General features: G+C 71.4%; 21 protein-coding genes. 14 read left to right on the forward strand and 7 right to left on the reverse strand.

Features of this window, described 5'->3' with window-relative positions:
- Window positions 1–174: 174 nt before the first annotated feature.
- Window positions 175–2,133, forward strand: coding sequence for a PPC domain-containing protein (locus tag ACZ6S4_RS18100; RefSeq protein ID WP_465476034.1), 1,959 nt, complete (start codon window positions 175–177; stop codon window positions 2,131–2,133).
- Between the two features lie 58 nt (window positions 2,134–2,191).
- On the opposite strand, the gene ACZ6S4_RS18105 is transcribed toward ACZ6S4_RS18100, so the two are convergent.
- Window positions 2,192–2,524: an STAS domain-containing protein gene (locus ACZ6S4_RS18105; RefSeq protein WP_465476035.1), complete on the reverse strand. Its 333-nt coding sequence runs from the start codon at window positions 2,522–2,524 to the stop codon at window positions 2,192–2,194.
- A gap of 137 nt (window positions 2,525–2,661) precedes the next feature.
- Between ACZ6S4_RS18105 and ACZ6S4_RS18110 the strand changes: the two genes are divergently transcribed.
- Window positions 2,662–3,132 (forward strand): peroxiredoxin, encoded by a 471-nt coding sequence (locus ACZ6S4_RS18110; protein ID WP_465476036.1) that lies wholly within the window; start codon window positions 2,662–2,664, stop codon window positions 3,130–3,132.
- Between the two features lie 14 nt (window positions 3,133–3,146).
- Here the strand turns inward: ACZ6S4_RS18110 and zwf are convergent, their stop codons facing one another.
- Window positions 3,147–4,643, reverse strand: coding sequence for a glucose-6-phosphate dehydrogenase (gene zwf / locus ACZ6S4_RS18115; protein WP_360828015.1), 1,497 nt, complete (start codon window positions 4,641–4,643; stop codon window positions 3,147–3,149).
- Between the two features lie 159 nt (window positions 4,644–4,802).
- On the opposite strand from zwf, the gene ACZ6S4_RS18120 reads away from it, so the two are divergent.
- Window positions 4,803–5,741 carry an exopolyphosphatase gene (locus ACZ6S4_RS18120; RefSeq protein WP_465476037.1) on the forward strand — a complete coding sequence of 313 codons (939 nt, stop codon included), beginning with the start codon at window positions 4,803–4,805 and terminating at the stop codon, window positions 5,739–5,741.
- 194 nt (window positions 5,742–5,935) lie between these two features.
- Here ACZ6S4_RS18120 and ACZ6S4_RS18125 read toward each other — a convergent pair whose 3' ends face one another.
- Window positions 5,936–6,793, reverse strand: coding sequence for a DUF1775 domain-containing protein (locus ACZ6S4_RS18125; protein ID WP_465476038.1), 858 nt, complete (start codon window positions 6,791–6,793; stop codon window positions 5,936–5,938).
- A 38-nt stretch (window positions 6,794–6,831) separates the two neighbouring features.
- Between ACZ6S4_RS18125 and ACZ6S4_RS18130 the strand changes: the two genes are divergently transcribed.
- From ACZ6S4_RS18130 to ACZ6S4_RS18150, 5 genes are all read left to right on the forward strand, one after another.
- Entirely contained in the window at window positions 6,832–7,080 is a 249-nt protein-coding gene (locus tag ACZ6S4_RS18130; RefSeq protein WP_433718324.1) for an RNA-binding S4 domain-containing protein, read from the forward strand.
- 143 nt (window positions 7,081–7,223) lie between these two features.
- A complete protein-coding gene (locus ACZ6S4_RS18135; RefSeq protein ID WP_465476039.1) occupies window positions 7,224–8,597 on the forward strand; it encodes an ABC transporter substrate-binding protein in 1,374 nt (457 codons plus the stop codon).
- Window positions 8,598–8,611: 14 nt separating this feature from the next.
- A complete protein-coding gene (locus ACZ6S4_RS18140) occupies window positions 8,612–9,574 on the forward strand; it encodes a carbohydrate ABC transporter permease (protein WP_465476040.1) in 963 nt (320 codons plus the stop codon).
- Window positions 9,571–10,440, forward strand: a complete 870-nt coding sequence (locus ACZ6S4_RS18145; RefSeq protein WP_360543556.1) for a carbohydrate ABC transporter permease — start codon at window positions 9,571–9,573, stop codon at window positions 10,438–10,440. The genes ACZ6S4_RS18140 and ACZ6S4_RS18145 overlap by 4 nt, the downstream gene beginning before the upstream one ends.
- Window positions 10,441–10,593: 153 nt before the next feature.
- Window positions 10,594–11,472, forward strand: a complete 879-nt coding sequence (locus ACZ6S4_RS18150; RefSeq protein WP_465476041.1) for a hypothetical protein — start codon at window positions 10,594–10,596, stop codon at window positions 11,470–11,472.
- Window positions 11,473–11,592: 120 nt separating this feature from the next.
- On the opposite strand, the gene ACZ6S4_RS18155 is transcribed toward ACZ6S4_RS18150, so the two are convergent.
- The gene (locus tag ACZ6S4_RS18155) at window positions 11,593–11,961 is read right to left on the reverse strand and encodes an FKBP-type peptidyl-prolyl cis-trans isomerase (RefSeq protein WP_465476042.1); all 369 of its coding nucleotides are present in this window, start codon (window positions 11,959–11,961) and stop codon (window positions 11,593–11,595) included.
- A 157-nt stretch (window positions 11,962–12,118) separates the two neighbouring features.
- Here ACZ6S4_RS18155 and ACZ6S4_RS18160 point away from each other — a divergent pair, with 157 nt between their 5' ends.
- Together ACZ6S4_RS18160 and ACZ6S4_RS18165 are read left to right on the forward strand one after the other, a co-directional pair.
- Window positions 12,119–13,036: a lytic polysaccharide monooxygenase gene (locus ACZ6S4_RS18160; RefSeq protein WP_465476043.1), complete on the forward strand. Its 918-nt coding sequence runs from the start codon at window positions 12,119–12,121 to the stop codon at window positions 13,034–13,036.
- Window positions 13,037–13,087: 51 nt separating this feature from the next.
- Window positions 13,088–14,320, forward strand: a complete 1,233-nt coding sequence (locus tag ACZ6S4_RS18165; protein WP_465476044.1) for a glycoside hydrolase family 3 N-terminal domain-containing protein — start codon at window positions 13,088–13,090, stop codon at window positions 14,318–14,320.
- A 4-nt stretch (window positions 14,321–14,324) separates the two neighbouring features.
- Here the strand turns inward: ACZ6S4_RS18165 and ACZ6S4_RS18170 are convergent, their stop codons facing one another.
- Both ACZ6S4_RS18170 and ACZ6S4_RS18175 read right to left on the reverse strand, forming a co-directional pair.
- Window positions 14,325–14,468 (reverse strand): hypothetical protein, encoded by a 144-nt coding sequence (locus tag ACZ6S4_RS18170; RefSeq protein WP_465476045.1) that lies wholly within the window; start codon window positions 14,466–14,468, stop codon window positions 14,325–14,327.
- Window positions 14,468–14,707: a Clp protease N-terminal domain-containing protein gene (locus ACZ6S4_RS18175; protein WP_465476046.1), complete on the reverse strand. Its 240-nt coding sequence runs from the start codon at window positions 14,705–14,707 to the stop codon at window positions 14,468–14,470. The genes ACZ6S4_RS18170 and ACZ6S4_RS18175 overlap by 1 nt, the downstream gene beginning before the upstream one ends.
- Window positions 14,708–14,779: 72 nt before the next feature.
- Here ACZ6S4_RS18175 and ACZ6S4_RS18180 point away from each other — a divergent pair, with 72 nt between their 5' ends.
- Window positions 14,780–15,790, forward strand: coding sequence for an aldo/keto reductase (locus ACZ6S4_RS18180; protein WP_465476047.1), 1,011 nt, complete (start codon window positions 14,780–14,782; stop codon window positions 15,788–15,790).
- Between the two features lie 11 nt (window positions 15,791–15,801).
- Here the strand turns inward: ACZ6S4_RS18180 and ACZ6S4_RS18185 are convergent, their stop codons facing one another.
- On the reverse strand, window positions 15,802–18,036 hold the full coding sequence (locus ACZ6S4_RS18185) for a serine/threonine-protein kinase (protein ID WP_465476048.1): 2,235 nt from the start codon (window positions 18,034–18,036) through the stop codon (window positions 15,802–15,804).
- A gap of 60 nt (window positions 18,037–18,096) precedes the next feature.
- Here ACZ6S4_RS18185 and ACZ6S4_RS18190 point away from each other — a divergent pair, with 60 nt between their 5' ends.
- The 3 genes from ACZ6S4_RS18190 (at window position 18,097) to ACZ6S4_RS18200 (ending at window position 22,709) form a co-directional block, all read left to right on the forward strand.
- Window positions 18,097–18,978 carry a helix-turn-helix domain-containing protein gene (locus ACZ6S4_RS18190; protein WP_465476049.1) on the forward strand — a complete coding sequence of 294 codons (882 nt, stop codon included), beginning with the start codon at window positions 18,097–18,099 and terminating at the stop codon, window positions 18,976–18,978.
- A gap of 75 nt (window positions 18,979–19,053) precedes the next feature.
- Window positions 19,054–20,943 (forward strand): maleylacetate reductase and hydroxyquinol 1,2-dioxygenase domain-containing protein, encoded by a 1,890-nt coding sequence (locus tag ACZ6S4_RS18195; RefSeq protein ID WP_465476050.1) that lies wholly within the window; start codon window positions 19,054–19,056, stop codon window positions 20,941–20,943.
- Window positions 20,940–22,709, forward strand: a complete 1,770-nt coding sequence (locus tag ACZ6S4_RS18200; RefSeq protein WP_465476051.1) for an FAD-dependent oxidoreductase — start codon at window positions 20,940–20,942, stop codon at window positions 22,707–22,709. Before ACZ6S4_RS18195 ends, ACZ6S4_RS18200 begins: the two co-directional genes overlap by 4 nt.
- Window positions 22,710–22,795 lie beyond the last annotated feature (86 nt).

Here is a 22,795-nt window from a genome sequence, read left to right on the forward strand (position 1 = left end):
CCCGTTGTCCACTGTGGTTGGGCAGGCATGACCGCGCGTCCCCCGAGTAATTCCCGGGCACTCCTAACACCTGTGACGATGCATCGACACCACTAGATATTGATCGACTCGCTCGGTAGCGTCCTGTGTGCCGTCCGTGGCGGGGGCCCCGGAGGCACCGAAGGGGGATCACTGATGCGACGTAGCATCGCGACCGTCGGAGCACTCGTGCTCGGAATCGTCGCGCTCACTCCGGGCGCGACACCGGCCGCTCCACACCAATCCGACCCAGGGCTGAGCCCGGCCGACAAGGCTGCTGTCGACGCCGGTCTGCCGGTGGCCGCCAAGCCCAAACCCGGCGCCAAGCCCGCCGGGGTCAACCCGTTCCTGGCCATCCTGCCCGACCCGGCGAAGGCCGACTACAGCGGCTGGGCCGCCTACATGAAGAAGCAGGCGGCGGCCAAGGCCGCCGCCCGCCTCAAGGCCCTCGCCGCGGCACCGTCGTCGGCGGCGGCCAACGCTGCCGCGGCCGCGGTGGTTGTCGACGAGGACGAGCCCGCGGGCACCCGCGGCTCCAACGAGGATCCCGCCTCGGCCCAACTGATCAAGAACTTCGGCACCGGCAGCGGCCAGAACCCGGCCATCCGCATCCTGGGCGCGCTCACTCCCGAGAGCGTCACCCCCGCCGCCCGGGCCGCCACCCCGGAGGACGACGGGTCGATCCCGCTGGCCGGGGCCACCGGCATCGGCGCCGCCCGCCGGGCGATCGTCACCACCGCCGCCATCGGTGACGGCCCGCACGGCTCCGCCGGTACGGGCACCAACGACTTCGACTTCTACTCGCTGCAGGCGACCGCCGGGCAGGTGGTGACCGTGCAGACGGCCACCCCGACGGGCGCGCTGGACACGCTGGTCGCGCTCTACACGCCGGACGGCACGATCGTGGCCAGCAACGACGACGCGGCCGGCTCCTTCGACAGCCTGCTGCAGTACAAGGTCCCGGCCACGGGCACCTACTACGCGGTCGTCGCGGCGTACAGCGGGCTGCCGGCCGATCCGTTCGATCCGGCCAGCGGGGACGGCGGGGCCAGCGAGGGCCCGTACACCGTCACCATCTCGGCGGCCTCGGACGACCAGGACTTCTTCGCGATCAAGCTCAGGGCCGGTGACGTGCTCGGCGCCTCGGCCAAGGGCGCGCCGTCGTACCTGACGGTCTACGACACCAACCCGCGCGAGGTGCACGGGTCGGACCAGGACGCCACCTACATCTACCCGCCGGCCTCGCCGCTGCCCGGCGGCGGTAACGCGGCCACCGACTACGTGGCGACCAAGGCCGGCTGGCACTACGTGGGCGTGGCCCGGGGCTCCGGCAGCTACGACATCACCGTCGAGGCCTACCGGCCGGTGCTGCAGGGTGCCAAGCCCGTGCAGACGCTGTTCCTGGACTTCGACGGGGCTCGGGTCAACACCGGTGTCTTCGGTGGCACCGGCAACGTGACGCTCAGCCCGTTCGCCGCGTTCCTCGCCAAGTGGGGCATCCCGCGCGTGCAGGAGGACGAGGTGATCGACGCGGTGGTCGCGAGCGTCACCGAGAACATCAAGCAGGATCTGATCGCCAGCGGTCTCAACAGCAAGTTCCGGCTGAAGATCCTCAACAGCAAGGACCACGCGGACCCGTGGGGCCAGGCCAACGTGAGCCGGATCGTGGTCGGCGGCACGATCGACGAGTCCGGGGTCGAGACCATCGGCATCGCGCAGAGCATCGACCCGGGCAACTTCGAGACCGAGGAGACCGCCCTGGTGCTGCAGGACGTGCTCAGTGACCCGGCCGGTGGGCCGGCCTCGCTGAACACGTACCTGACCCCGGCCAGCGACCGGGTGGCCTTCGTCGGCCAGGCGGTGGGCAACGTGACCGCGCACGAGGCGGGTCACTTCTTCGGTGACTGGCACACCGACAACGCCGACGAGACGGCCAACCTGATGGACTCCGGTGGCGCCAACTTCGACGTGCTCTTCGGCGTCGGCCCGGACGGCGTCGGCGGTACGGCTGACGACGCGGACGTCGACTTCGGCGAGAGCCAGTTCAGCCCGGCGGAAGGCTTCGTCGGCACGGAGGACACGCTGGGCCGGATCGTCTTCGGTCTGACCAGCTGACCCCTCGGACACGGCAGGGGCGTCCCGGACATCCGGGGCGCCCCTTTCGCTGCCCCGGTCAGTCCTTCATGGCGGTCTCGATGTCGGCGTGCAGCGACAGATAGTCGATCAGGCCGAGGGTGTCGAGCAGGCGCCGCAGGAAACCGGAGGGGGCCGCGAGCCGGACCCAGCCACCGCGTTCCATCGCGCGGCCGTGTGCCGTCACCAGGACGCCGACGCCCATGGAATCGCAGAAGTCGAGTCCCGACAGGTCGACGATGATGCGAGGGCTGGGACGTTCCACGAGGCGGCTGAGGTTGGCCTTCAGCGACGGCGCGGTGTCGATGTCCAGGGAGCCGCGCAATGTCAGAACGGCCGTGTTGGGCGGGTGGTGCGCGACCGAGACCTGCATGGCGGTGTCGCTTTCGTCGGGGGCGGGCAGGGGTCAGTCAGGTCAGTCAGGGGTCGTGGCGGACAGGACAGGTGGGTGTCTCCACCCTAGGCGAGGACGCGCTCGGCGGCAGACTCAGCCCGGAGTACGTTGATCACGTGAGCATCGACAAGGGTGACGTCGCCCCGGACTTCGAACTACCCGACCAGCACGGCACCGCGCGACGGCTGAGCACGCTGCTCGCCGACGGCCCGGTCGTGCTGTTCTTCTACCCGGCCGCGATGACCAGCGGCTGCACGGCCGAGGCCTGCAACTTCCGGGACCTGGGCGCGGAGTATGCCGCGGCCGGCGCGCAGCGGGTCGGCATCAGCCGGGACAAAGTGGACAAGCAGCGCCAGTTCGCCGAGCTGCACGGCTTCGACTACCCGCTGCTGTCCGACCCGGAGAACACCGCGGCCGAGGCGTACGGGATCAAGCGGCGGATCCCGCTCGGCCCGCTGAGCGTCAAGCGGGTGACCTTCGTGATCGACACCGACCGCACCGTGCTCGACGTCATCCACAGCGAGCGCGACATGAACGAGCACGCCGACCGGGCCCTCGATGTGGTCAAGGCCCGATCGGCGCGGTAGTTCGTCAGACCTCGTCAGACCGCGTTGCGCCACTTGCGGCCGCTGCGGCCGATCAGGCGGTCGGCGTCCGTCGGGCCCCACGAGGCGGCCTCGTAGGTCGGGATCGGCGACATGTCGTTCTTCCAGTGCTCGATGATCGGGTCGACGATCCGCCAGCACTGCTCGACCTCGTCGGTGCGGATGAACAGCGTGGGGTCGCCGAGCAGGGCGTCGAGCAGCAACCGCTCGTAGGCCTCCGGCGACTCCTCGCGGAACGTCTGCTCGTACGAGAAGTCCATGCTGGCCGTGCGCACCCGGAACGAGTGGCCGGGGACCTTGGCGCCGAAGCGCAGCGAGATGCCCTCGTTGGGCTGGATCCGCAGGATCAGCGCGTCCGCGTCCAGCTCGGTGAGCTGGTTGGTCGGGATCGGCAGGTGCGGCGGCCGTTGGAACTGCAGGGCGACCTCGGTCACCCGGGCGGGCAGCCGCTTACCGGTACGCACATAGAACGGCACCCCGGCCCACCGCCAGTTGTCGACGTTGAGCCGCATGGCCGCGTACGTCTCCGTCCGCGACAGCGGGTCGACGCCGACCTCGTCGCGGTAGCCGGCCATCAGGTCGTCGCGGGTGCCGCCGCGGGTGTACTGGCCGCGGACCGCCAGGTCGGCGATGTCGCGATCGGTGGGCAGCCGGATCGCCTGCAGCAGCTTGACCTTCTCGTTGCGCAGCCCCTCGGCGTCGAACGAGGCGGGCGGCTCCATGAGCGCCAGGGCCAGGACCTGGAGCACGTGGTTCTGCACGATGTCGCGCATCGCGCCGGCGTGCTCGTAGAAGCCGCCGCGGGTGCCGACGCCGAGGGTCTCAGCCACGGTGATCTGCACGTGGTCGACCCACGAGCGGTTCCAGATGGGCTGGAAGATCGCGTTGGCGAAGCGCAGGGCGAGCACGTTCTGGACGGTGTCCTTGCCCAGGTAGTGGTCGATGCGGAAGACCTGCGGCTCGTCGAACGCGGCGTGCACGATGCCGTCGAGCTCGTGCGCGGTGCGCAGGTCGTTGCCGTACGGCTTCTCGATGACGAGCCGGGCGAACGAGCCCTCGCGGGCGTGGTTGAGCCCCGCGCCGGCCAGCCCGTTGATCACCGGCTGGAAGGCCTCGGCGGGCGTCGAGAGGTAGAAGATCCGGTTGCCCGCGGTGCCGCGGGTGGCGTCGAGCTCGTCGAGCACCTCGGCCAGCCGCTTGTAGGTCTCCGGGTTGTCGTAGCCGCCGGAGACGTAGCGGATGCCGCCGCCCTGCAGCTGCGGCTTGTCGGCGAGGCTGCGGCCACCGAGCGCGCTCTCGGCGAACTGGTGGTCCTCCATCGCCGTGCGGGCCACGCCGACCAGGGCGAACTCGCCGGGCAGCCGGTTGTGCCGGGCCAGGCTCTCCACCGCCGGCAGCAGCTTGCGCCGGGTGAGGTCGCCGGACGCGCCGAAGATCACCAGAGTGGCGGGCGGGGCGTTGCGGTCCTGTGCGAGCTGGGGAACGGTGTCCATCGTCAGGTCTTCCTCCGACCGCGTACGTGAGCTTCCGTGAGAACTTTACGCAGCGCGGGCTCCCACCGGATCAAACCGGTACGCCGATGCGACCAGGCCCATAGCCGCAAAAGTGGCAAACTGGGGAGTAAGGTGCCAATCGGCAGAGGGAGATTGCTCGTGAAGTACCGGCTCGTGACCCGCAGCGACTTCGACGGGTTGGTCTGCGCCGTCCTGCTGCGTGTGCTCGACATGATCGACGAGATCACCTTCGTACACCCGAAGGACGTGCAGGACGGCGTGGTCGACATCACTGAGCGTGACATCTTGACCAACCTGCCGTTCGCTCCGGGCGCTTACATGGTGTTCGACCACCACCATTCGGAGACGCTGCGTAACAAGGGCGACCGGTCGAATCACGTCATCGACCCGGACGCGCCGTCGGCTGCCCGGGTCATCTACGACTACTTCGGCGGCGCGGAACGCTTCCCGGAGATCTCCGACGAGCTGATGCGCGCCGTCGACCAGGCGGACTCGGCCGACTACGCGCTGCACGACATCCTCGACCCGCAGGGCTGGACGCTGCTCAACTTCCTGATGGACAGCCGCACCGGGCTGGGCCGCTTCCGGGAGTTCCGGATCTCGAACTACCAGCTGATGATGCTGCTGATCGACGCCTGCCTGCAGCTGCAGACGGTCGACGAGATCCTCGAGCTGCCGGACGTCCGCGAGCGCGCCGAGCTGTACCGCGACTGCTCGGCGATGTTCGTGGAGCAGCTGCGCCGGGTCAGCCACGTCGACGGCGACGTGGTCGTGGTCGACCTGCGCGAGGAGGAGACGATCCACGCGGGCAACCGCTTCATGGTCTACGCCCTCTACCCGGAGGCCCGCGTCTCGATCCACATCATCTGGGGCCGCCAGAAACTCAACACAGTCTTCGCCTGCGGCAAGTCAATCCTCGACCGCACCTCCCCGGTAGACATCGGCGAAGTGATGCTCCGCTACGGCGGCGGCGGCCACCAAGCAGCAGGAACCTGCCAAATCCCTCACGAAGACTCCGCACGAGTACTAACAGAAATCATCCAAGCCCTGAAAACCCCACGCCCGGTCAAGGTCTGACGGGGTAACCGCACCCGAAGTCCCGCCGAGCGACAGTCAAAGTCAAAAGAAATACAGCGGGGCGGGAAGCCGAACCTTCCCGCCCCGCCAAGTTGCAGGTCGTGGGTCTTGCCCTGGACCCCACCCGCCGGTCGTGTTCCGCGCCCCACGCGCATCAGCACGACACACCCGCGCCCACCTGCGCGGGACGTCTGTCACTCGGTCGGGCCGTCCTTGTAGCTCCAGGACGTGACCCGTGGTGTCTTGGCCGCGCCGACGAGTTCCTTGTCGTCCGGCTCGGCATCGGGCGCTTCGGTCGCGGCGGCTTCGGTCGCGGCGGCTTCGGTCGCGGCGGCTTCGGCCGGGCGGCGGCGTGCGCGCAGCACCGCGACGGCTCCGGCGGCTGCGGCCAGTGCGGCGACGACCCAGCCGGCGATGGTCCAGAAGCCGGGGCCGTCGTTGGCGTCGATCAGGGCGGCGAAGGTGGCCGCGTCGGCGTCACCGGTGTCGCTGGTGCCCGTACCGTTGTGTCCCCCGGAGTGGGGTGCCGCTTGCTGGCCGGGCGCCGCCGGGGTGAGGGACAGCACGACCGGCGGCAGGGGAGCGCCCTTGGCCGGGTCGGCGTAGGTCGCCTGCAGGGTGAAGCTCATCTGGGCGGAGGCCGGCATCGGGCCCATCGCGACCGGCAGGTCCGCCGACTTGCCGGGGGCGAGCGCCTTGCCGGGCATCGCGGTCCAGGTGATGTCCGCGGCGGTCTCGGCGATCGCCTCGCCGTGGATGCCGTCCATCGCGGTGGCCAGCGACTTGGTCGTGATCAGCGGTGCCCAGTCGTCCACCGACAGCGGGTAGGCCTCGGCGACCGGCAGTTCGGCCGGCAGCATCAGCTTGACCTTGGTGATCGGGCTGCGGGCGGTGTTCGTCACCTTGAACGTCACGTTGGTGCCGCTGCCCTGCGGTGCGCTGGGCGGGCTGACTGTGACGTCCGCGGCGGCGGGGGATGCCGCGCAGAGCACACCTGCGGCGACGGCGGCGGCCAGTACGCCCGCCCGGCGGTGCTTCTCGAGGTTCCTCACGAGGGGTAGTTCGGCTGGGACGCGTCAATGGTTCAACCGTGCCGGACTTTCTTTTCGGCGAGTTCGGCATGATGGTCGGCATGCGTGACGTGGCCATCAACAGCGACATGATCAGACTCGGACAGTTCCTCAAACTGGCCGACCTCATCGACACCGGCGGAGAGGCGAAGATCCTGATCGCGTCGGGGGACGTGACGGTCAACGGCGAGGTCGACACCCGGCGCGGGCGGCAGTTGCGGCCGGGGGACGTGGTGGTCGTCCAGGGACGGTCCGCGCGGGTCGCCTGAGGACAACCGGGCAACTTCGATACTCATATATGCAGCACTGTGTGACCAGTGGTTGACATCCTGTCGATCACAGGCATCTACTGAGTCCGGTGTTACCGGCGTCACAGATGCCGGAGTCCGATCCGCCTCGCCGGGGAGGCTCCATGTCTCGTGCACATGTCCGCGCGGTTCTCTCGGGGACTGCCGCAGCCCTGCTGGCCGTGTCGCTCGCGGGATGTGCCGGCTGGGGTGGTGACAGCGCCGGCTCGGGCGGGGCGAACAGCATCGACGTGCTGATGGTGAACAACCCGCAGATGATCGACCTGCAGCGGCTCACCGAGGCCAACTTCACCCGGCAGACCGGCATCAGCGTCAACTTCACGGTGTTGCCGGAGAACGACGTCCGGGACAAGATCAGTCAGGAGTTCTCCAGCCAGGCCGGGCAGTACGACGTGGCCTCGCTGAGCAACTTCGAGATCCCGATCTACGCCAAGAGCAAGTGGATCGCCCCGCTGGACGACTACGTCGCGGGGGACAGCGCGTTCAACCAGGCCGACATCCTGCCGCCGATGACCAAGTCGCTGACCGCCGACGACGACAAGCTCTACGGCGAGCCGTTCTACGGTGAGTCCTCGTTCCTGATGTACCGCAAGGACGTGCTGGACGCGCAGGGCATCCAGATGCCCGCAAAGCCGACGTGGCAGCAGGTGGCGGACATCGCCGCGCAGGTCGACGGCAAGCAGCCCGGGATGGCCGGCATCTGCCTGCGCGGCCAGCCGGGCTGGGGCCAGGTCTTCGCGCCGCTGACGACGGTGGTGAACACGTTCGGCGGCACCTGGTTCGACGCGGACTGGAACGCCCGGGTCGACGCGCCGGAGTTCAAGCAGGCGACGCAGTTCTACGTGGACCTGGTGCGCGCGCACGGCGAGGTCGGCGCCCCGCAGGCCGGCTTCACCGAGTGCCTGAACAACCTGGTGCAGGGCAACGCCGCGATGTGGTACGACGCGACCAGCGCCGCGGGCACGCTGGAGGCGGCGGACTCCCCGGTCAAGGGCAAGATCGGGTACGTCGCCGCGCCTGTCGTCAAGACCCCGAGCTCGGGCTGGCTGTACGCGTGGTCGTGGAGCATCCAGCAGGCGAGCGAGAAGAAGGACAACGCCTGGAAGTTCATCTCCTGGGCCTCCAGCAAGCAGTACGAGGAGCTCGTCGGCGGTCAGCTGGGCTGGTCCAAGGTGCCGGCCGGCAAGCGCGCCTCCACGTACGCCAACCCGGACTACCTCAAGGAGGCGTCGGCGTTCGCCGAGCCGACCGAGCAGGCCATCTCCAGCGCGGACCCGCGCAATCCCGGCGTGCAGCCGCGCCCGGCGCTCGGCATCCAGTTCGTCGACATCCCGGAGTTCACCGACCTCGGCACCCAGGTCTCGCAGTACGTCAGCTCCGCGATCGCCGGGCAGATGACCGTCGACGAGGCGCTGAAACGGGGTCAGCGGCTCGCCGACGACGTCGCGGAACGGTACCGATCGCGCGAGAACGGCTGAAGGGGGCGACAGCGATGACATCCGTGGCCGAGAAGACGGGATCCGGCACCACCGGTCTGACCCCTACGCCGCCCGGTGCGGCGCGCCGGGCCGCCGGCTGGGCCCGGCGGGCGCCGCTGATGCCCGCGCTCATCTTCATGATCGTCGTGACCCAGCTGCCGTTCGTGGCGACGCTGGTCATCTCGTTCATGGACTGGAACGCCTACTACCCCGACGAGCGGGGCTTCGCCGGCTTCGACAACTTCCGGCGGGTCTTCACCGACGTCAACATGCGTGACGCGGTCTGGACGACGATCCTGCTGACCGTCGGGGTGGTGCTGATCAGCCTGCTCCTCGGGCTCGGCATCGCGTTGCTGCTGGACCGCAAGTTCCGGGGCCGGGGCGCGGTCCGGACGATGATGATCGCCCCGTTCCTCGTGGTGCCCGTCGCCGCCGCCCTGCTCTGGAAGCACGCGCTCTACAACCCCGAGTACGGCCTCTTCAACGGCGCGCTGACCTGGGTGTGGGGGCTGTTCGGCTCCGACAACCCGCCGCAGCCCGACTGGATCAGCAACATGCCGCTGTGGTCCGTGATCTTCGCCCTGGTCTGGCAGTGGACCCCGTTCATGATGCTGATCCTGCTGGCCGGTCTCCAGGGACGCCCGCTCGACGTCGTCGAGGCCGCCCGCATCGACGGTGCCAGCAGCTGGCAGATCTTCCGCAGCATGACGCTGCCGCACCTGCGCCAGTACCTCGAACTCGGCGCGCTGCTCGGCTCCATCTACATCGTGCAGAACTTCGACGCGGTCTTCACCATCACGTCCGGCGGCCTCGGTACGGCGAACCTGCCGTACACGATCTACCAGATCTTCTACCAGGCCCACGACTACGGCCGGGCGTCCGCCGCCGCCGTCGTGGTCGTGATCGGCACGATCATCATCGCGACGTTCGCCCTGCGGACGGTCTCGTCGCTGTTCAAGGAGGACCCGGGCCGATGACCACCACCTTGACCCGCACCGCGCCCAGCCACCAGGCCGTACCGAAGAAGAAGGACCGCGGCGGGCCGTGGCTGTCGCTGCTCGCCTGGGTGGTCGGCCTGCTGTTCGTGCTGCCCGTCGTCTGGATGGTGCTGACCTCCTTCCACAGCGAGGCCGACGCCGCCACCAATCCGCCCGCCGTGGCCGCCCCGCTCACCCTGGAGGGCTACCGCGAGTTCTTCTCCGGCGGCGCGAGCCCGTGGCCGCCGCTGCTCAACTCGCTGACCGCCAGCGTCATCTCGACCCTGCTGGTGCTGCTGCTGTCGTTCCCGGCGGCGTACGCGTTGTCGATCAAGCCGGTGAAGAAGTGGACCGACGTCCTGTTCTTCTTCCTGTCGACCAAGATGCTGCCCGTGGTCGCCGGTCTGCTGCCGTTGTACCTGTTCGCGCAGAACACCGGCCTGCTGGACAACATCTGGCTGCTGATCGTCTTCTACACCTCGATGAACCTGCCCATCGCGGTCTGGATGATGCGCTCGTTCCTGTCCGAGGTGCCGGTGGAGATGCTCGAGGCCGCCTCGATGGACGGCGCCGGCCTGGCCAAGACCCTGCGCTCGGTCATCGCGCCGGTGGTCATGCCCGGCATCGCCGCGACCGCGCTGATCTGCTTCATCTTCAGCTGGAACGAGCTGCTCTTCGCCCGGGTGCTGACGGCCACCGTGGCGGAGACCTCCCCGGTGTTCCTGACCAGTTTCGTCACCAGCCAGGGCCTGTTCCTGGCCCAGCTCTGCGCGGCAGCCTTCGTGGTCTCGCTGCCCGTGCTCGTGGCCGGCTTCGCGGCTCAGGACAAGCTCGTGCAGGGCCTGTCCCTCGGCTCGGTCAAGTAGCCGCCCCTGATCCACACTCCGCCCCGATAGAGGTGACCGGCCCCGCCCCCCGGGGCCGGTCACTGCGTCGCACGACCGAATTTTTTCCCCGAAAGGGGTAGGAACCGGTGCGCCCCGGGGTACGTCTGACCGCCTATGACCAGACTCCGCGGCTTGTGGACGGCCGCTGCCGCCGTGACCTTGTTCCTGCTCAGCGCCTGTGCCCAGCCGACCGCCGCCGGCGCCCCGAGCACCGGCCCGTCGCCGGACAGCTCTTCGGCCCCCGCCACCGGCGGCGACGGCGACGCGCTGGTGCTGCGGGTCTCCTCCGCCGGGGGCTTCGTCCCCCCGAGCGCGATCGTCGGCCGGCTCCCCGAGACCAGCGTGTACGCCGACGGCCGGGTGATCTTCAACGGCCCGGTCACCCTGAGCTATCCCGGCCCCGCCCTGCCCAACCTGCAGTGGGGCACGATCTCCCCGGCCACCCTGCAACAGCTGCTCGACAAGGCCGTCGCGGCCGGCGTCAGGCCCGGCACCGACTTCGGCCAGCCCGGGGTCGCCGACGCGCCGACCACCGAGGTCACCGTCGTGACCGCCGCGGGGAAGCGGACCGTCGGCGCGGTGGCACTGCGTGAGGCCCGGCCGGACGACCCGCAGCTCACCAAGGCCCAGCAGCAGGCCCGGACGAAGCTGCGCACGTTCGTCGACCAGCTCGGCGACCTGACGACCCAGCTGATGACCGGTGAGCCCCAGCAGTACCAGCCGGAGATCATCGCCGGGATCGTGCAGCCGTACGTGGAGCCCGCGGACCAGCCCGGACGCCCCCGGACGGCGGAATGGCCCGGCCCGGCGCTGCCCGGTGAGCCGCTGAACCCCGATCTGAAGCTCAGCTGCGTGACCGCCACCGGCGAGCAGCGCGACGCCGTCCTGGCCGCGGCCAAGGACGCCACCGCGAACACCCCGTGGGTCTGGGCCAACAACGGCTGGTCGGTGCTGCTGCGCCCGCTGCTGCCGGACGAGACGGGCTGCGCCGACCTGAAGGCGGGCCGATGACCCCGATCGGCGAGCCCTTCGACCCGTCGCCGGTCCGGCGGCCGGCCCCGCGCGAAGCGGACAGCAGCGGGCCGGGACAGGCGACGCCCGTCCCGGCCCGCGCGGCCTGCCGGCCCTCGCTTACTTCACCCCGAGCAGATCCACCACGAAGATGAGGGTCTCGTTCGGCTTGATCACGCCACCGGCGCCGCGGGCGCCGTAGCCGAGGTGCGGGGGGATGGTCAGCTTGCGGCGGCCGCCGACACGCATGCCGACCACCCCCTGGTCCCATCCGCCGATGACCTGACCGGCGCCCAGGCCGAAGTCGAACGCCTCGCCCCGGTTGTACGAGGCGTCGAACTCCTTGCCCGAGGAGAACGCGACCCCCACGTAGTGGACGGTGACCTGGTGGCCCGGCTTGGCCTCGTCGCCGTCACCGACGACCAGATCCTCCACGACCAGCTCGGCCGGCGGCTCACCCGCGATGGGGCCGACGTCGGGCTTCTCCATGTGTCCTCCTGATTTGTGTGACTGCATGGCCATGCAACCACAGCGGGATGTTTTTCCGGGCAGCGCCACCCACGGTGGTGAACGACTGAGCGCTGATCTCCGTACTGTTCGCCGGGAGGCCGGCCGCCGCCGCACCCCGCGAGCACGAGGAGAAGGCATGACCGTCGTACGCCGTACCGCTGCGCTGATCCTGGCCGGTGGGATCGCCGCGGCCACGACACTGCTCCCGGCAGCGCCCGCGCTCGCGCACGGCGCGCCGACCGAGCCGCTCAGCCGTACCGCGGCGTGTGCCACCGGCGGCGAGCAGGCGGGCTCGGCGGCGTGCAAGGCGGCCCTCGCGGCGAACGGGCGGGCCTTCGGCACCTTCGACAACGTGCGGGTGCCCAACGTGAACGGCAAGGACAAGCAGTTCATCCCGGACGGCAACCTGTGCAGCGGTGACCTGCCGGAATTCCAGGGCCTGGACCTGCCCCGCACGGACTGGCCGACGACGAAACTGGCCGCGGGCAGCACGCTGACCATCAAGTACCGGGCCACCATCCCGCACCAGGGCACTTTCCGGGTCTACCTGACCAAGCAGGGCTACGACCCGAAGCAGCCGCTGCGCTGGGACGACCTGGGCAGCAAGCCGATCCTGACGGTGCAGGACCCGCCGCTGCGCTCCGGTGCCTACCGGATGAGCGCCGAGCTGCCCGCCGACCGTACGGGGCGGCACGTGCTCTACACGGTCTGGCAGACCTCCAGCACCCCGGACACCTACTACTCGTGCTCGGATCTGCAGCTCAAGGCCCCGACGGTGGTCGCCGCGACCAAGCCCAGCAAGGCCGCCGCGGCGCCGAGGCCGAAGGCGTCCCGTTCGGCCGAGCCCGGCGTGGTGGCCTCACCCCAGGAGGCCGCCGGCCCGGCCGCCGCGGGCGTGCCGCAGCAGAGTGACGACACCTGGCTGCGCCCGGCGGCGCAGTCGCAGGACACGCTGGACCGGGTGGCCCTGGGGCACCAGATCATCATCGCGGCCCTGATCGTGATCGCGGGCGTGCTGGCGGCCGCCGGCTTCCAGCGGTTCCGCCGGCGGTAGCACTCGCACGGCCCGCGGGCGCCTACCCGGCGTTCGATAGCGTGGGCGGCGATGACGAGCAGAGTGCGGTGGCTGAGTGCCGGAGTGGTCCTGCTGATCGTGATCGCGGGGCTGGTGATCCGGCGAGCCGTCGCCGACACTCCGGCGCCGCGTGCCCTGTCCTCCGCTCCACCGCCACCCAGTACTTCCTCAACGCCCAGTGCTTCGGCCACGCCCAGTGCTTCTGCGGTGACGCCCAGTGCGTCGCCGAGCCCGCAGGGCTGTGTCGACACGATCCTGGCCGGGCTGTCGCCGGCCGAGCGGGCCGGCCAGGTGCTCATGATCGGCACCCCGGTCGGCGACCCGCGCGAGCTCGGTGACGTGGTCGCCCGGCACGACCTCGGCGGGGTCTTCCTGGCCGGACGCAGCTCCCGGTCCGCGGCCGGCCTGCGCGCCGACATCACCGCCCTGCAACGCCGGGCCGGGACACCGCTGCTGGTCGCGCTGGACCAGGAGGGCGGCAGCGTGCAGACCCTCAAGGGCCGCGACTTCCCGCTGATCCCGTCGGCCCAGCGGCTCGGCGCCGGCCCTGCGGCGAAGCTGCGTGGCACCGTGCGCGACACGGCCCAGCGCCTCGCGGGGATCGGTGTGACGGTCAACCTGGCGCCGGTCGCGGACACGGTCCCGGCGAAACTGGGGGAGGGCAACCCGCCCATCGGCGGCTTCCACCGCCAGTACGGCTCCGACCCTGACGCGGTCGCGGCCGACATCGAGACGGTGGTGGCGGCCTCGCAGGGTGCCGAGGTGCTGACCATCCTCAAGCACTTCCCCGGGCTGGGCCGGGTCCGCGCCAACACCGACACCGCCGTCCGGGTCGTCGACAACACGACCACGGCCGACGACCCGTACCTGAAGCCGTTCGTGGCCGGGATCAAGGCCGGGTCGGCCGGGGTGATGATCTCCTCCGCCACGTACCCGAAGATCGACGGCTCGTCCATCGCGGCGTTCTCCAAGCCCATCGTCACCGGCCTGCTGCGCGAGCGGCTCGGCTACACCGGGCTGGTGATGTCGGACGACCTGGGCGCGGCCGACTCGGCGTCGTCGCTGCCCGCCGGCGAGCGCGCGGTGCGGTTCGTGGCGGCGGGCGGCGACCTGGCGCTGACGATCCGGCCGCAGGACGCGGCACCGATGTCGGCGTCGCTGATCGCGGAGGCCCGTACGTCACCGGCCTTCGCCACCCGGCTCACCGACGCGGCCCGGCACGTCCTGCGGGCCAAGGACCGCGCCGGCCTGCTGACCTGCTGACCGGTCAGCCGGTGGCGCGCAGGCGGGCGATCCCCGTGCGCCGCGAGTCGTAGTCGACGCCGAGCGCGGCCAGCGCGGGCGTGGCGTCGCTGGTGGTGCCGAACAGGCCGAGCAGCAGGTGCTCGGTGCCGATCCGGTCGTCGCCCATCAGCTTCGCCTCGCGGGCCGCGCTGGTGACGGCGTGCTCAGTCGTGGGGGCTCGGTCCCCGGGCCGGCCAAGGCCGACACGGGCCGGGCCGCGATGCCGCGGCGCACGCTCAGCAGGGCCAGGAGCAGGTGGTACGCACCCACCTCGCGCCCGCCGACCCGCTCGGCCCGTTCCCGGGCGCGGACCACGACGCGCTTGGCCCGGTCGTCGAAGGCCCCGAAGGGCGACTGCTCGTTCATGGCGGACCTCTCCGCTCCACTATGCACCGTGGTGTTGACCTGGAGCGCGCTCCAGGTCCTAGCGTCTCCGGTATGCAGACGATCGAACTGGGCACCACCGGGCAGCAGGTCAGCCGGATCGCGCTCGGCGCCATGCAGATGGGCAACGCCACGAACGAGCAGGACTCGGTGCACATCCTGGACCGCTACCTCGAGATCGGCGGGTCGTTCATCGACACCGCGGACTGCTACGAGTGGTGGGCGAGGCGGGACAGCCGGGGCGGGGAGAGCGAGGAGCTGCTCGGCCGCTGGCTGCGCCGAGGTGGGCGGCGCGACCAGGTGTTCCTCGCGACCAAGGGCAGTGCGCTGCCGGAGTATTCGCCGCAGCTGTGGGACGCCGACGGCACAGCGAACTGGGACCTGGCCCGGCGCACCTTCGCCGGCGCGGGCGGTGACACGCTGCGGCACGCCCTCGACGGCAGCCTGCGGCGGCTCGGCACCGACCACGTCGACCTCTACTACGTGCACGTCGACGACCGGGCCACCCCGCTGGAGGAGACCCTGGAGGCGCTGGCCGGGTTGGTGCAGGCCGGGAAGATCCGGTACCTGGGCTGGTCCAACGTGCGGACCTGGCGGCTGGAGCGGATCCGGCAGCTGTGCGACCGGTACGGCTGGCCGGCCCCGGTGGCGCTGCAACAGCAGCACTCGTACCTGCGGCCCCGTCCCGGCAACGACAGCGTGTCCATCGTCGGGGCCGAGCAGCTGGACTACCTCGACACGCACGAGGACCTGACGCTGGTGGCGTACTCGCCGATCCTCAAGGGGATCTACGACGACCCGGCCAAGCGGGCCGGGCACTGGGCCATGGAGGCGTACGCCGGGCCGGACACCGACGCGCGGCTCGCCGTGCTGGCCGAGATGGCCGCCGAGGTGGGCGTCACGCCGAACCAGCTCGTCCTGGCGTGGCTGATGCAGCAGCCCTCGCCGCGGACGGTTCCGCTGGTCGGGCCGCGGACGCCGGAGCAGTTCGAGGCGGCGCTGCCGGCCCTGGACGTGAAGCTCGGCGAGGACCAGCTGCGCCGGCTGAACGCCGCGGGGGTTTAGGCGTTCGGCGTTCAGGTCTTCGGGCGGAAGCTGTCGAAGACCAGTTGCAGGTCGTCGCGGTCGGCCTTCCAGCGGGCGTCGCTGGTCTCCCACCAGATGCCGTACGCCTGCTTCTTCGAGGTGATGAAGCCGCGGTTGTTGACATGGCGGCGGTTGCTGCCGTTGAAGGTGAACTCCCAGTCGGCGGCCTTCTGCCAGTACTTCACCGGGACGATCTTGATCTCCTTGTAGCCCGGGAAGTCACCGGCCGCGACCCGGTACTCGGCCTTGCCCTCCCAGTCGGCCTCCGGATCGGGCTGCGGCTTGTTGGTCTGGTCGATGCCCAGCACGTGGCCCTTGCCGTCGCGGAAATAGACGATCGAGCCCCGCTTGGACTTCGACCAGCCCTCGGGGACGTAGACCCGGAAACCGGTGGGGTCCCGGTAGTCACGCCAGCCGTCGGGCAGCGGCGGGCGGGCCACCGGGTTCCCGGCCCGGCCGGTGGGCGCGGTGCTGGCCGGGGTCCCGCTCGGGGCGGGGGCAGATCCGGCCGGTACGCCGGCAGGGTCCGTCGATGATGTGCCCTGGCCGGTCGTCCCTGGACCGGTGGTGGCCTGGGCGGATGCCGTCGGCGCGGCGGTCGGGGCTGTTCGGGGAGTCCCGTCGCCGTCGTCGCGCAGGGCCCACCAGGTGGTGCCCGCGCCGGCCAGGACCACGGCGGCGACTCCCGCGGCCAGCAGGGACTGTCGCCGCCGGGGGTCGGCCGTTCTTGGACCGGGGACCGGCGCGGTGCCGCGCGGGGGAGCGGCCTTCGGCTCGGCCTCGGTGACGGGCTCGGGTTCAGTGATCGGCCCGGACTTGGTGACGGTCTCGGCTTCGGTGATCGGCCCGGACTTGGTGACGGTCTCGGCTTCGGTGATGGGCGCGGCCGCGGCCGCGTTCTCGACTTCGGTGATGGTCTCGGGCCCGGTGATGGCCGCGGCCTCGTTATCGGTGATGGTCTCGGCCTCGGGCACCCGTTGCCGGGGCACGACCGGTGCCGGTGCCGCGGCCGGGGCCGGTGTGGTTTGCGCCGGTGCCGCCGCGGGTCCGCGTTCCGCGACGCGTGCCTGTGCCGGCTCCGAGTTCCGTGTCGCGGTGGGTGCGGGGTCGGCGTCGCGTGGCGTGGTGGGTGCGGGGTCGGCGTCGCGTGGCGTGGTGGGTGCGGGGTCGGCGTCGCGTGGCGTGGTGGGTGCGGGGTCGGTGTCGCGTGGCGTGGTGGGTGCGGGGTCGGTGTCGCGTGTCGCGGCGGGTGCGGGGCCCGCGTCGGGTTCCACTGCCGGAGCGGGAGCGGGAGCGGGAGCGGGAGCCGGAGCCCTGGCTGCGGCCGCCCGGACCGGCCCGTCGCGGTCGCGGTCCCGGTCACGCCGGCTGCTCCAGGGCCACCGCGGGCGCGGAGGAGCCGCCGTTTCCCCGCTCGCGGCCTCTTCCAGCAGCGCCCGGGCCTCTTCCAGGTCGAGACGCGCGGCCGGGTCCTTGCGCAGCAGGCCTTCGAGGACCGGCGCCAGCACCCCGGCGTGCCCGGCCGGGGCCGGCTCGTCGGAGGCGACCGCGGTCAGCGTCTCGAACACCGACCCGCGCTCGTACGGCGAATGCCCCTCCACCGCCGTGTACAGCGTCGCCCCCAGCGACCACAGGTCGGAGGCAGGCAGCGTGGTGCCGTCGCGGACGCGCTCGGGCGACATGTACTGCGGGGAGCCCAGCACCATGTTCGAGCTGGTCACGACGCCGTCGCCCTCGATCGTGGCGATGCCGAAGTCGGTGAGGACCACCCGGCCGTCGTCGCCCAGCAGCACGTTGGCCGGCTTGACGTCGCGGTGCCGGACGCCGGCCCGGTGCGAGGCGTCGAGGGCGTTCAGCACGGCCAGGCCGATCTCGGCGACCCGGCGCGGCTCCAGCGGGCCCTCCTGGTCGATGACCTCTTTCAGCGAGCGTGACTTCACGTACTCCATCACGATCCAGGTGGCGCCGTCCGCCGCGATGACGTCGTACACCTGGGCCGCGTTGGGGTGGCTGATCCGGGCCGCCGCCCGGGCCTCGCGCAGCGTACGCTGCTGCACGGCGTCGCGGTCGGCCTCGTCGATGTCGTCCGGCGGCACGATCTCCTTGATCGCGACGTCCCGGTCGAGCACCTCGTCGCGGGCCAGGAAGACCCGGCCCATGCCGCCGACGCCGAGCGTCTCACCCAGCCGGTAGCGACTGGCGACGACGACCGGGCCCACTGTCATGACACCGCCATACCCGATGACAGCACCGGCCACTCCTGCCGCACGGGGTTAGGATGCGGCATGGACGAGCTGTCGCTGCTCGACACCAACGGGATCCTGCGCCAGCCGTGGATCACACCCGACCGGACCAGTGCGGGTCTGGGCTGGTCCGGGCTCTACGTGTCCACCCAGCGCGAGCAGCCGTACCGGGCCGCCTTCGACGCCGCCCGCAGCCACCTCGTCATCCTGCACCTCAACGGACCCGTGACCGTGCGCCGCGGGCACCTCGGGCTGACCAGCGCGCGCACGGTCGCCCCGGGTGGCTTCTTCGTGCACCCGGCCGGCAAGGACCTGACCGTGGAGCTGGGCGGACCGCTCGACACCGTGCACGTGTACCTCGACGACGACGCGTTGCAGCAGGGGCAGGACGGGCCACCGGTCACCCTGGCCGAGGAGCTGGGCGTGGCCGATCCGCTGCTGGAGCAGCTGGTGCTGGCGCTGGACTCGGTGTTGCGGCAGTGGGAGCCGTCCGCGCGTACCTATGTGGATCAGGTCGCCGGCCTGCTGGCCGCGCAGCTGGCCCGCCGGCACGGCACCCGGCGGCCGCCGGCCGGGCCGGACGAGCGGCGCCGGCCGGCCGGGCTCAGCGAGCGGCAGCTGGCCCGGGTGCGCGAGCTGCTCACCGAACGGCTCGGCGAGCCGGTGCCGCTGGCCGACATGGCCGCATCGGCCGGGCTGAGCGTCAGCCACTTCTCCCGGCAGTTCAAGGCCCGCGTCGGCCAGGCCCCGCACCAGTATCTGCTGCGCCTGCGGCTCGACACCGCGTGCCGGCTGCTGCGCACCGGCACCATGCCGATCGCCGCGGTCGCGGACCGCTGCGGCTTCACCCACCAGGAACATCTCACCCGGGTGATGCGCCGGCACCTGCAGACCACACCCGCAGCGGTACGGCGAGACGGTTGAGTGGGCCGTCGTTTCGTGCAGCGACGCGATGGTTTCGTGCAGGAAACGGCGGCGCAACCGTGGGAGGTTCGCACCATGACGTCCTTCGCGTACACGTCCGGCCCGGCCCGGGTCGTGTTCGGGCCCGGGGTGCTGGACCAGCTGCCGGAGGAGGTGCGCCGCCTCGGCCGCAGCCGGGTGCTGGTGGTCTCCGGCGCGGGCACGGCCGACGCCGCCGCGCGGGCTGCCGCGAGCCTCGGTCCGCTGCTGGCCGGGCACTTCGCCGGCGCCGCGATGCACACCCCGGTCGATGTCACCCGGGAGGCGCTGGAGCTGGTCCGGGGCCTCGACGCGGACTGCCTGGTCTCGGTCGGCGGCGGCTCGGCCACCGGGCTGGGCAAGGCGCTGTCGGTGCGCACCGGGCTGCCGCAGATCGCCGTGCCGAGCACGTACGCCGGTTCCGAGGTCACCCCGGTGCTCGGCGAGACGGACGAGACCGGCAAGACGACCCGCTCCGCGCCGGAGATCCTTCCCGAGACTGTTCTGTACGACGTGCGGCTGACTCTCGGCCTGCCGGTGCCGCTCTCGGTCACCAGCGGGGTCAACGCGATGGCGCACGCGGTGGAGGCCCTCTACTCGCCGGACGCGAACCCGGCGACCGGCGCGCTGGCGCAACGGGCGATCACCCTGCTGGCCCGCGCGCTGCCCGGCATCGTCGCCGATCCCGGTGATCTCGAGGCCCGTTCGGACGCCCTCACCGGGGCCTGGCTGGCCGGCATCTGCCTGGGCACCGTACGGATGGGGCTGCACCACAAGCTCTGCCACCTGCTGGGCGGCTCGTACGGGCTGCCGCACGCGCCCACCCACACGGTCATGTTGCCGCAGGTCATGGCCCACCAGTCGGCGGCCGCCCCGGAGGCGATGCGGGTGGTCGCCGAGGCGCTCAACGTCCGCGACGCCCCCTCCGGCCTGTACGACCTGATCACCTCGTGGGGCGGCCCGGCCTCACTGCGGGAGCTGGGCATGGCCGCCGGTGACCTGGACGAGGCGGCGCGACGGGTGGACGCCGACGGGGTCCGTGCACTGCTCGGGGCCGCGTACGAGGGCACCCGCCCGCCCGGACCCGCCGCCGTGCCGGACTTCAGCGCCCTGACCGGCCAGGTCCTGGCCAGTTTCGCCGCGGCGCCCGATCCGCGGGTCCGCACCCTGGTCACCGACCTGGTCCGGGTCCTGCACGACTACACCAACCGCAACGACCTCACCCAGCAGGAGTGGGAGTACGCCGTCGACTTCCTCACCCGCACCGGCCGGCTGTGCTCACCCACCCGTCAGGAGTTCGTGCTGCTCTCCGACACCCTCGGCGTGTCCAGCATGGTCGACCTGCTGAGCAACTCGCGCACCCCGCAGACCACCCCGTCGGCGGTGCTCGGGCCGTTCTATGTGCCCGGGCCGCCGCCGGAGCCGCTCGGCGCGGACATCGCCGGTGGCCTGCCCGGTACGCCGCTGTGGGCCGACGTGCTGATCGCCGACGTCGCGGGTGAGCCGGTGGCCGGTGCGGTGGTCGACGTGTGGCAGTCCAACGACGACGGCTTCTACGACGTGCAGCTCCCCGAGCAGGCCGGACCGGTGCTGCGGGCCCGGTTCACCAGCGACGACGACGGCCGGGTGCGCTTCTGGTCGATCCTGCCGTCGGAGTACCCGATCCCGGACGACGGCCCGGTCGGGCAGATGCTGGCGGCGACCGGCCGTCACCAGTACCGCGCGCCGCACCTGCACTTCATGATCAGCGCGCCGGGCTACCGCCGCCTGGTCACCCAGCTGTTCGTGGCCGGCGGTGCCTACCTGGACTCCGACACCGTGTTCGGGGTCAAGGAGGACCTGATCGTCGACTTCGCGCCCGGCTCCGGCACCCCGCCGGACGGCCGTGCGGTCGAGCAGTGGCACCAGGTGTCGTACACCTTCCGGATCGCCGAGGAGAAGCTGTGACAGACGTGGTCGAGACCGACGTGCTCATCGTCGGCAGCGGGCCGGCCGGCAGTGCGGCGGCGATGCTGCTCAGCACGTACGGCGTGCCGAACATCATGGTCACCAAGTACAGCCGGCTGGCCGACACGCCCCGCGCGCACATCACCAACCAGCGCACGATGGAGGTGCTGCGCGACGCCGGCCTCGAGGAGCAGGTGGTCGCCCTGGCCACGCCGCAGCACCTGATGGGCCAGACGCCGTTCGTGTCCGCGCTCAACGGCGAGGAGCTGGGCCGGCTGCACACCTGGTACACCCATCCGTCCCGGCAGGCCGACCATGACCTGGCCTCACCCACGGCGATGTGCGACATGCCGCAGCACCTGATGGAACCGGTGCTGGCCGGTGCCGCCACCGCCCGCGGCACCCACCTGCGCTACGACACCGAGTACCTGTCGCTGACCCAGGACGACGACAGCGTCACCGCGACCGTGCGCGACCGGCTGCGCGGCGACGAGTACCAGATCCGCGCGAAGTACCTGATCGGCGCCGACGGCGGGCGCAGCAAGGTCGCCGAGGACATCGGCCTGCCGATGGTCGGCCGGATGGGCGTCGCCGGCAGCATCAACATCGTCTTCGAGGCCGACCTGACCCGCTACGTCGCGCACCGGCCCAGCACCCTCTACTGGGTGCTGCAGACCGGCGCCGACGTCGGCGGCATCGGCATGGGCCTGGTGCGCTGCGTCCGGCCGTGGCACGAGTGGCTGATCGTCTGGGGCTACGACATCGACGGCGAGCCGCCGGACCTCACCGACTCCTACGCCCGGCAGATCGCCCACCAGCTCATCGGCGACGACACCGTGCCGGTCACCATCAAGTCGTCGTCGGCCTGGACGGTCAACCACCTGTACGCCGAGCGCTACCAGCAGGGCCGGGTGTTCTGCGCCGGCGACGCGGTGCACCGGCACCCGCCGTCGAACGGGCTGGGCTCCAACACCTCGATCCAGGACGCGTACAACCTGGCCTGGAAGCTGAAGCTGGTGCTGTCCGGGGCGGCCGGGCCGGGGTTGCTGGAGTCGTACAGCGCGGAGCGGGCGCCGGTCGGCGCGCAGATCGTGGAACGGGCCAACCGCAGCATCGGCGAGACCGGCCGCATCTTCCAGGCGCTGGGCCTGCTCTCGACCGAGGACCCGGACCAGATGCGGGTGAACATGGACGCCCGCAAGCTCCCCGGCGACGCCTCGGAGAAACAGCGCCGGCTGCTGCGCGAGGCGATCGCCTTCAAGGACTACGAGTTCAACACCCACGGCGTCGAGCTGGACCAGCGCTACCGCTCGGCGGCGGTCGTCGGCGACGGTACGCAGGCGCCGGCCAACCCCCGCGACGAGGAACTGTTCCACCACCCGACGACCTGGCCCGGTGCCAAGGTGCCGCACGCCTGGCTGGGCCACGGCACCGAGCGGATCTCCACCCTCGACGTGGGCGGCCACGGCCGGTTCACGCTGCTGACCGGGATCGGCGGCGAGCCGTGGGCCGCGGCGGCGGCGACGCTCGCCACCACGCTGGGGGTCCCGCTGACCGCGGCGACGATCGGCCCGGGGGCCGACTACGAGGACCTGTACGGCGACTGGGCCCGCCTGCGCGAGGTCGGCGACACCGGCTGCGTGCTGCTGCGCCCGGACAACTACGTGGCGTTCCGCAGCCCCGGCCTGCCCGGCGATCCGGCCGAGGTGCTCGCGGCGGCGCTGCGCCAGGTGCTGGCCCGCGACCGGGCCGTTCCGGCGCCGTGAATCGGACAGGCCGGATCACCCGGAAGTGGCCCCCGCTACCCCTAGGGTGGAGGGGACCAGGCCTGGGGAGGGAACATGCGGATCAG

The sequence above is a fragment of the Actinoplanes sp. NPDC051405 genome, assembly GCF_055586185.1.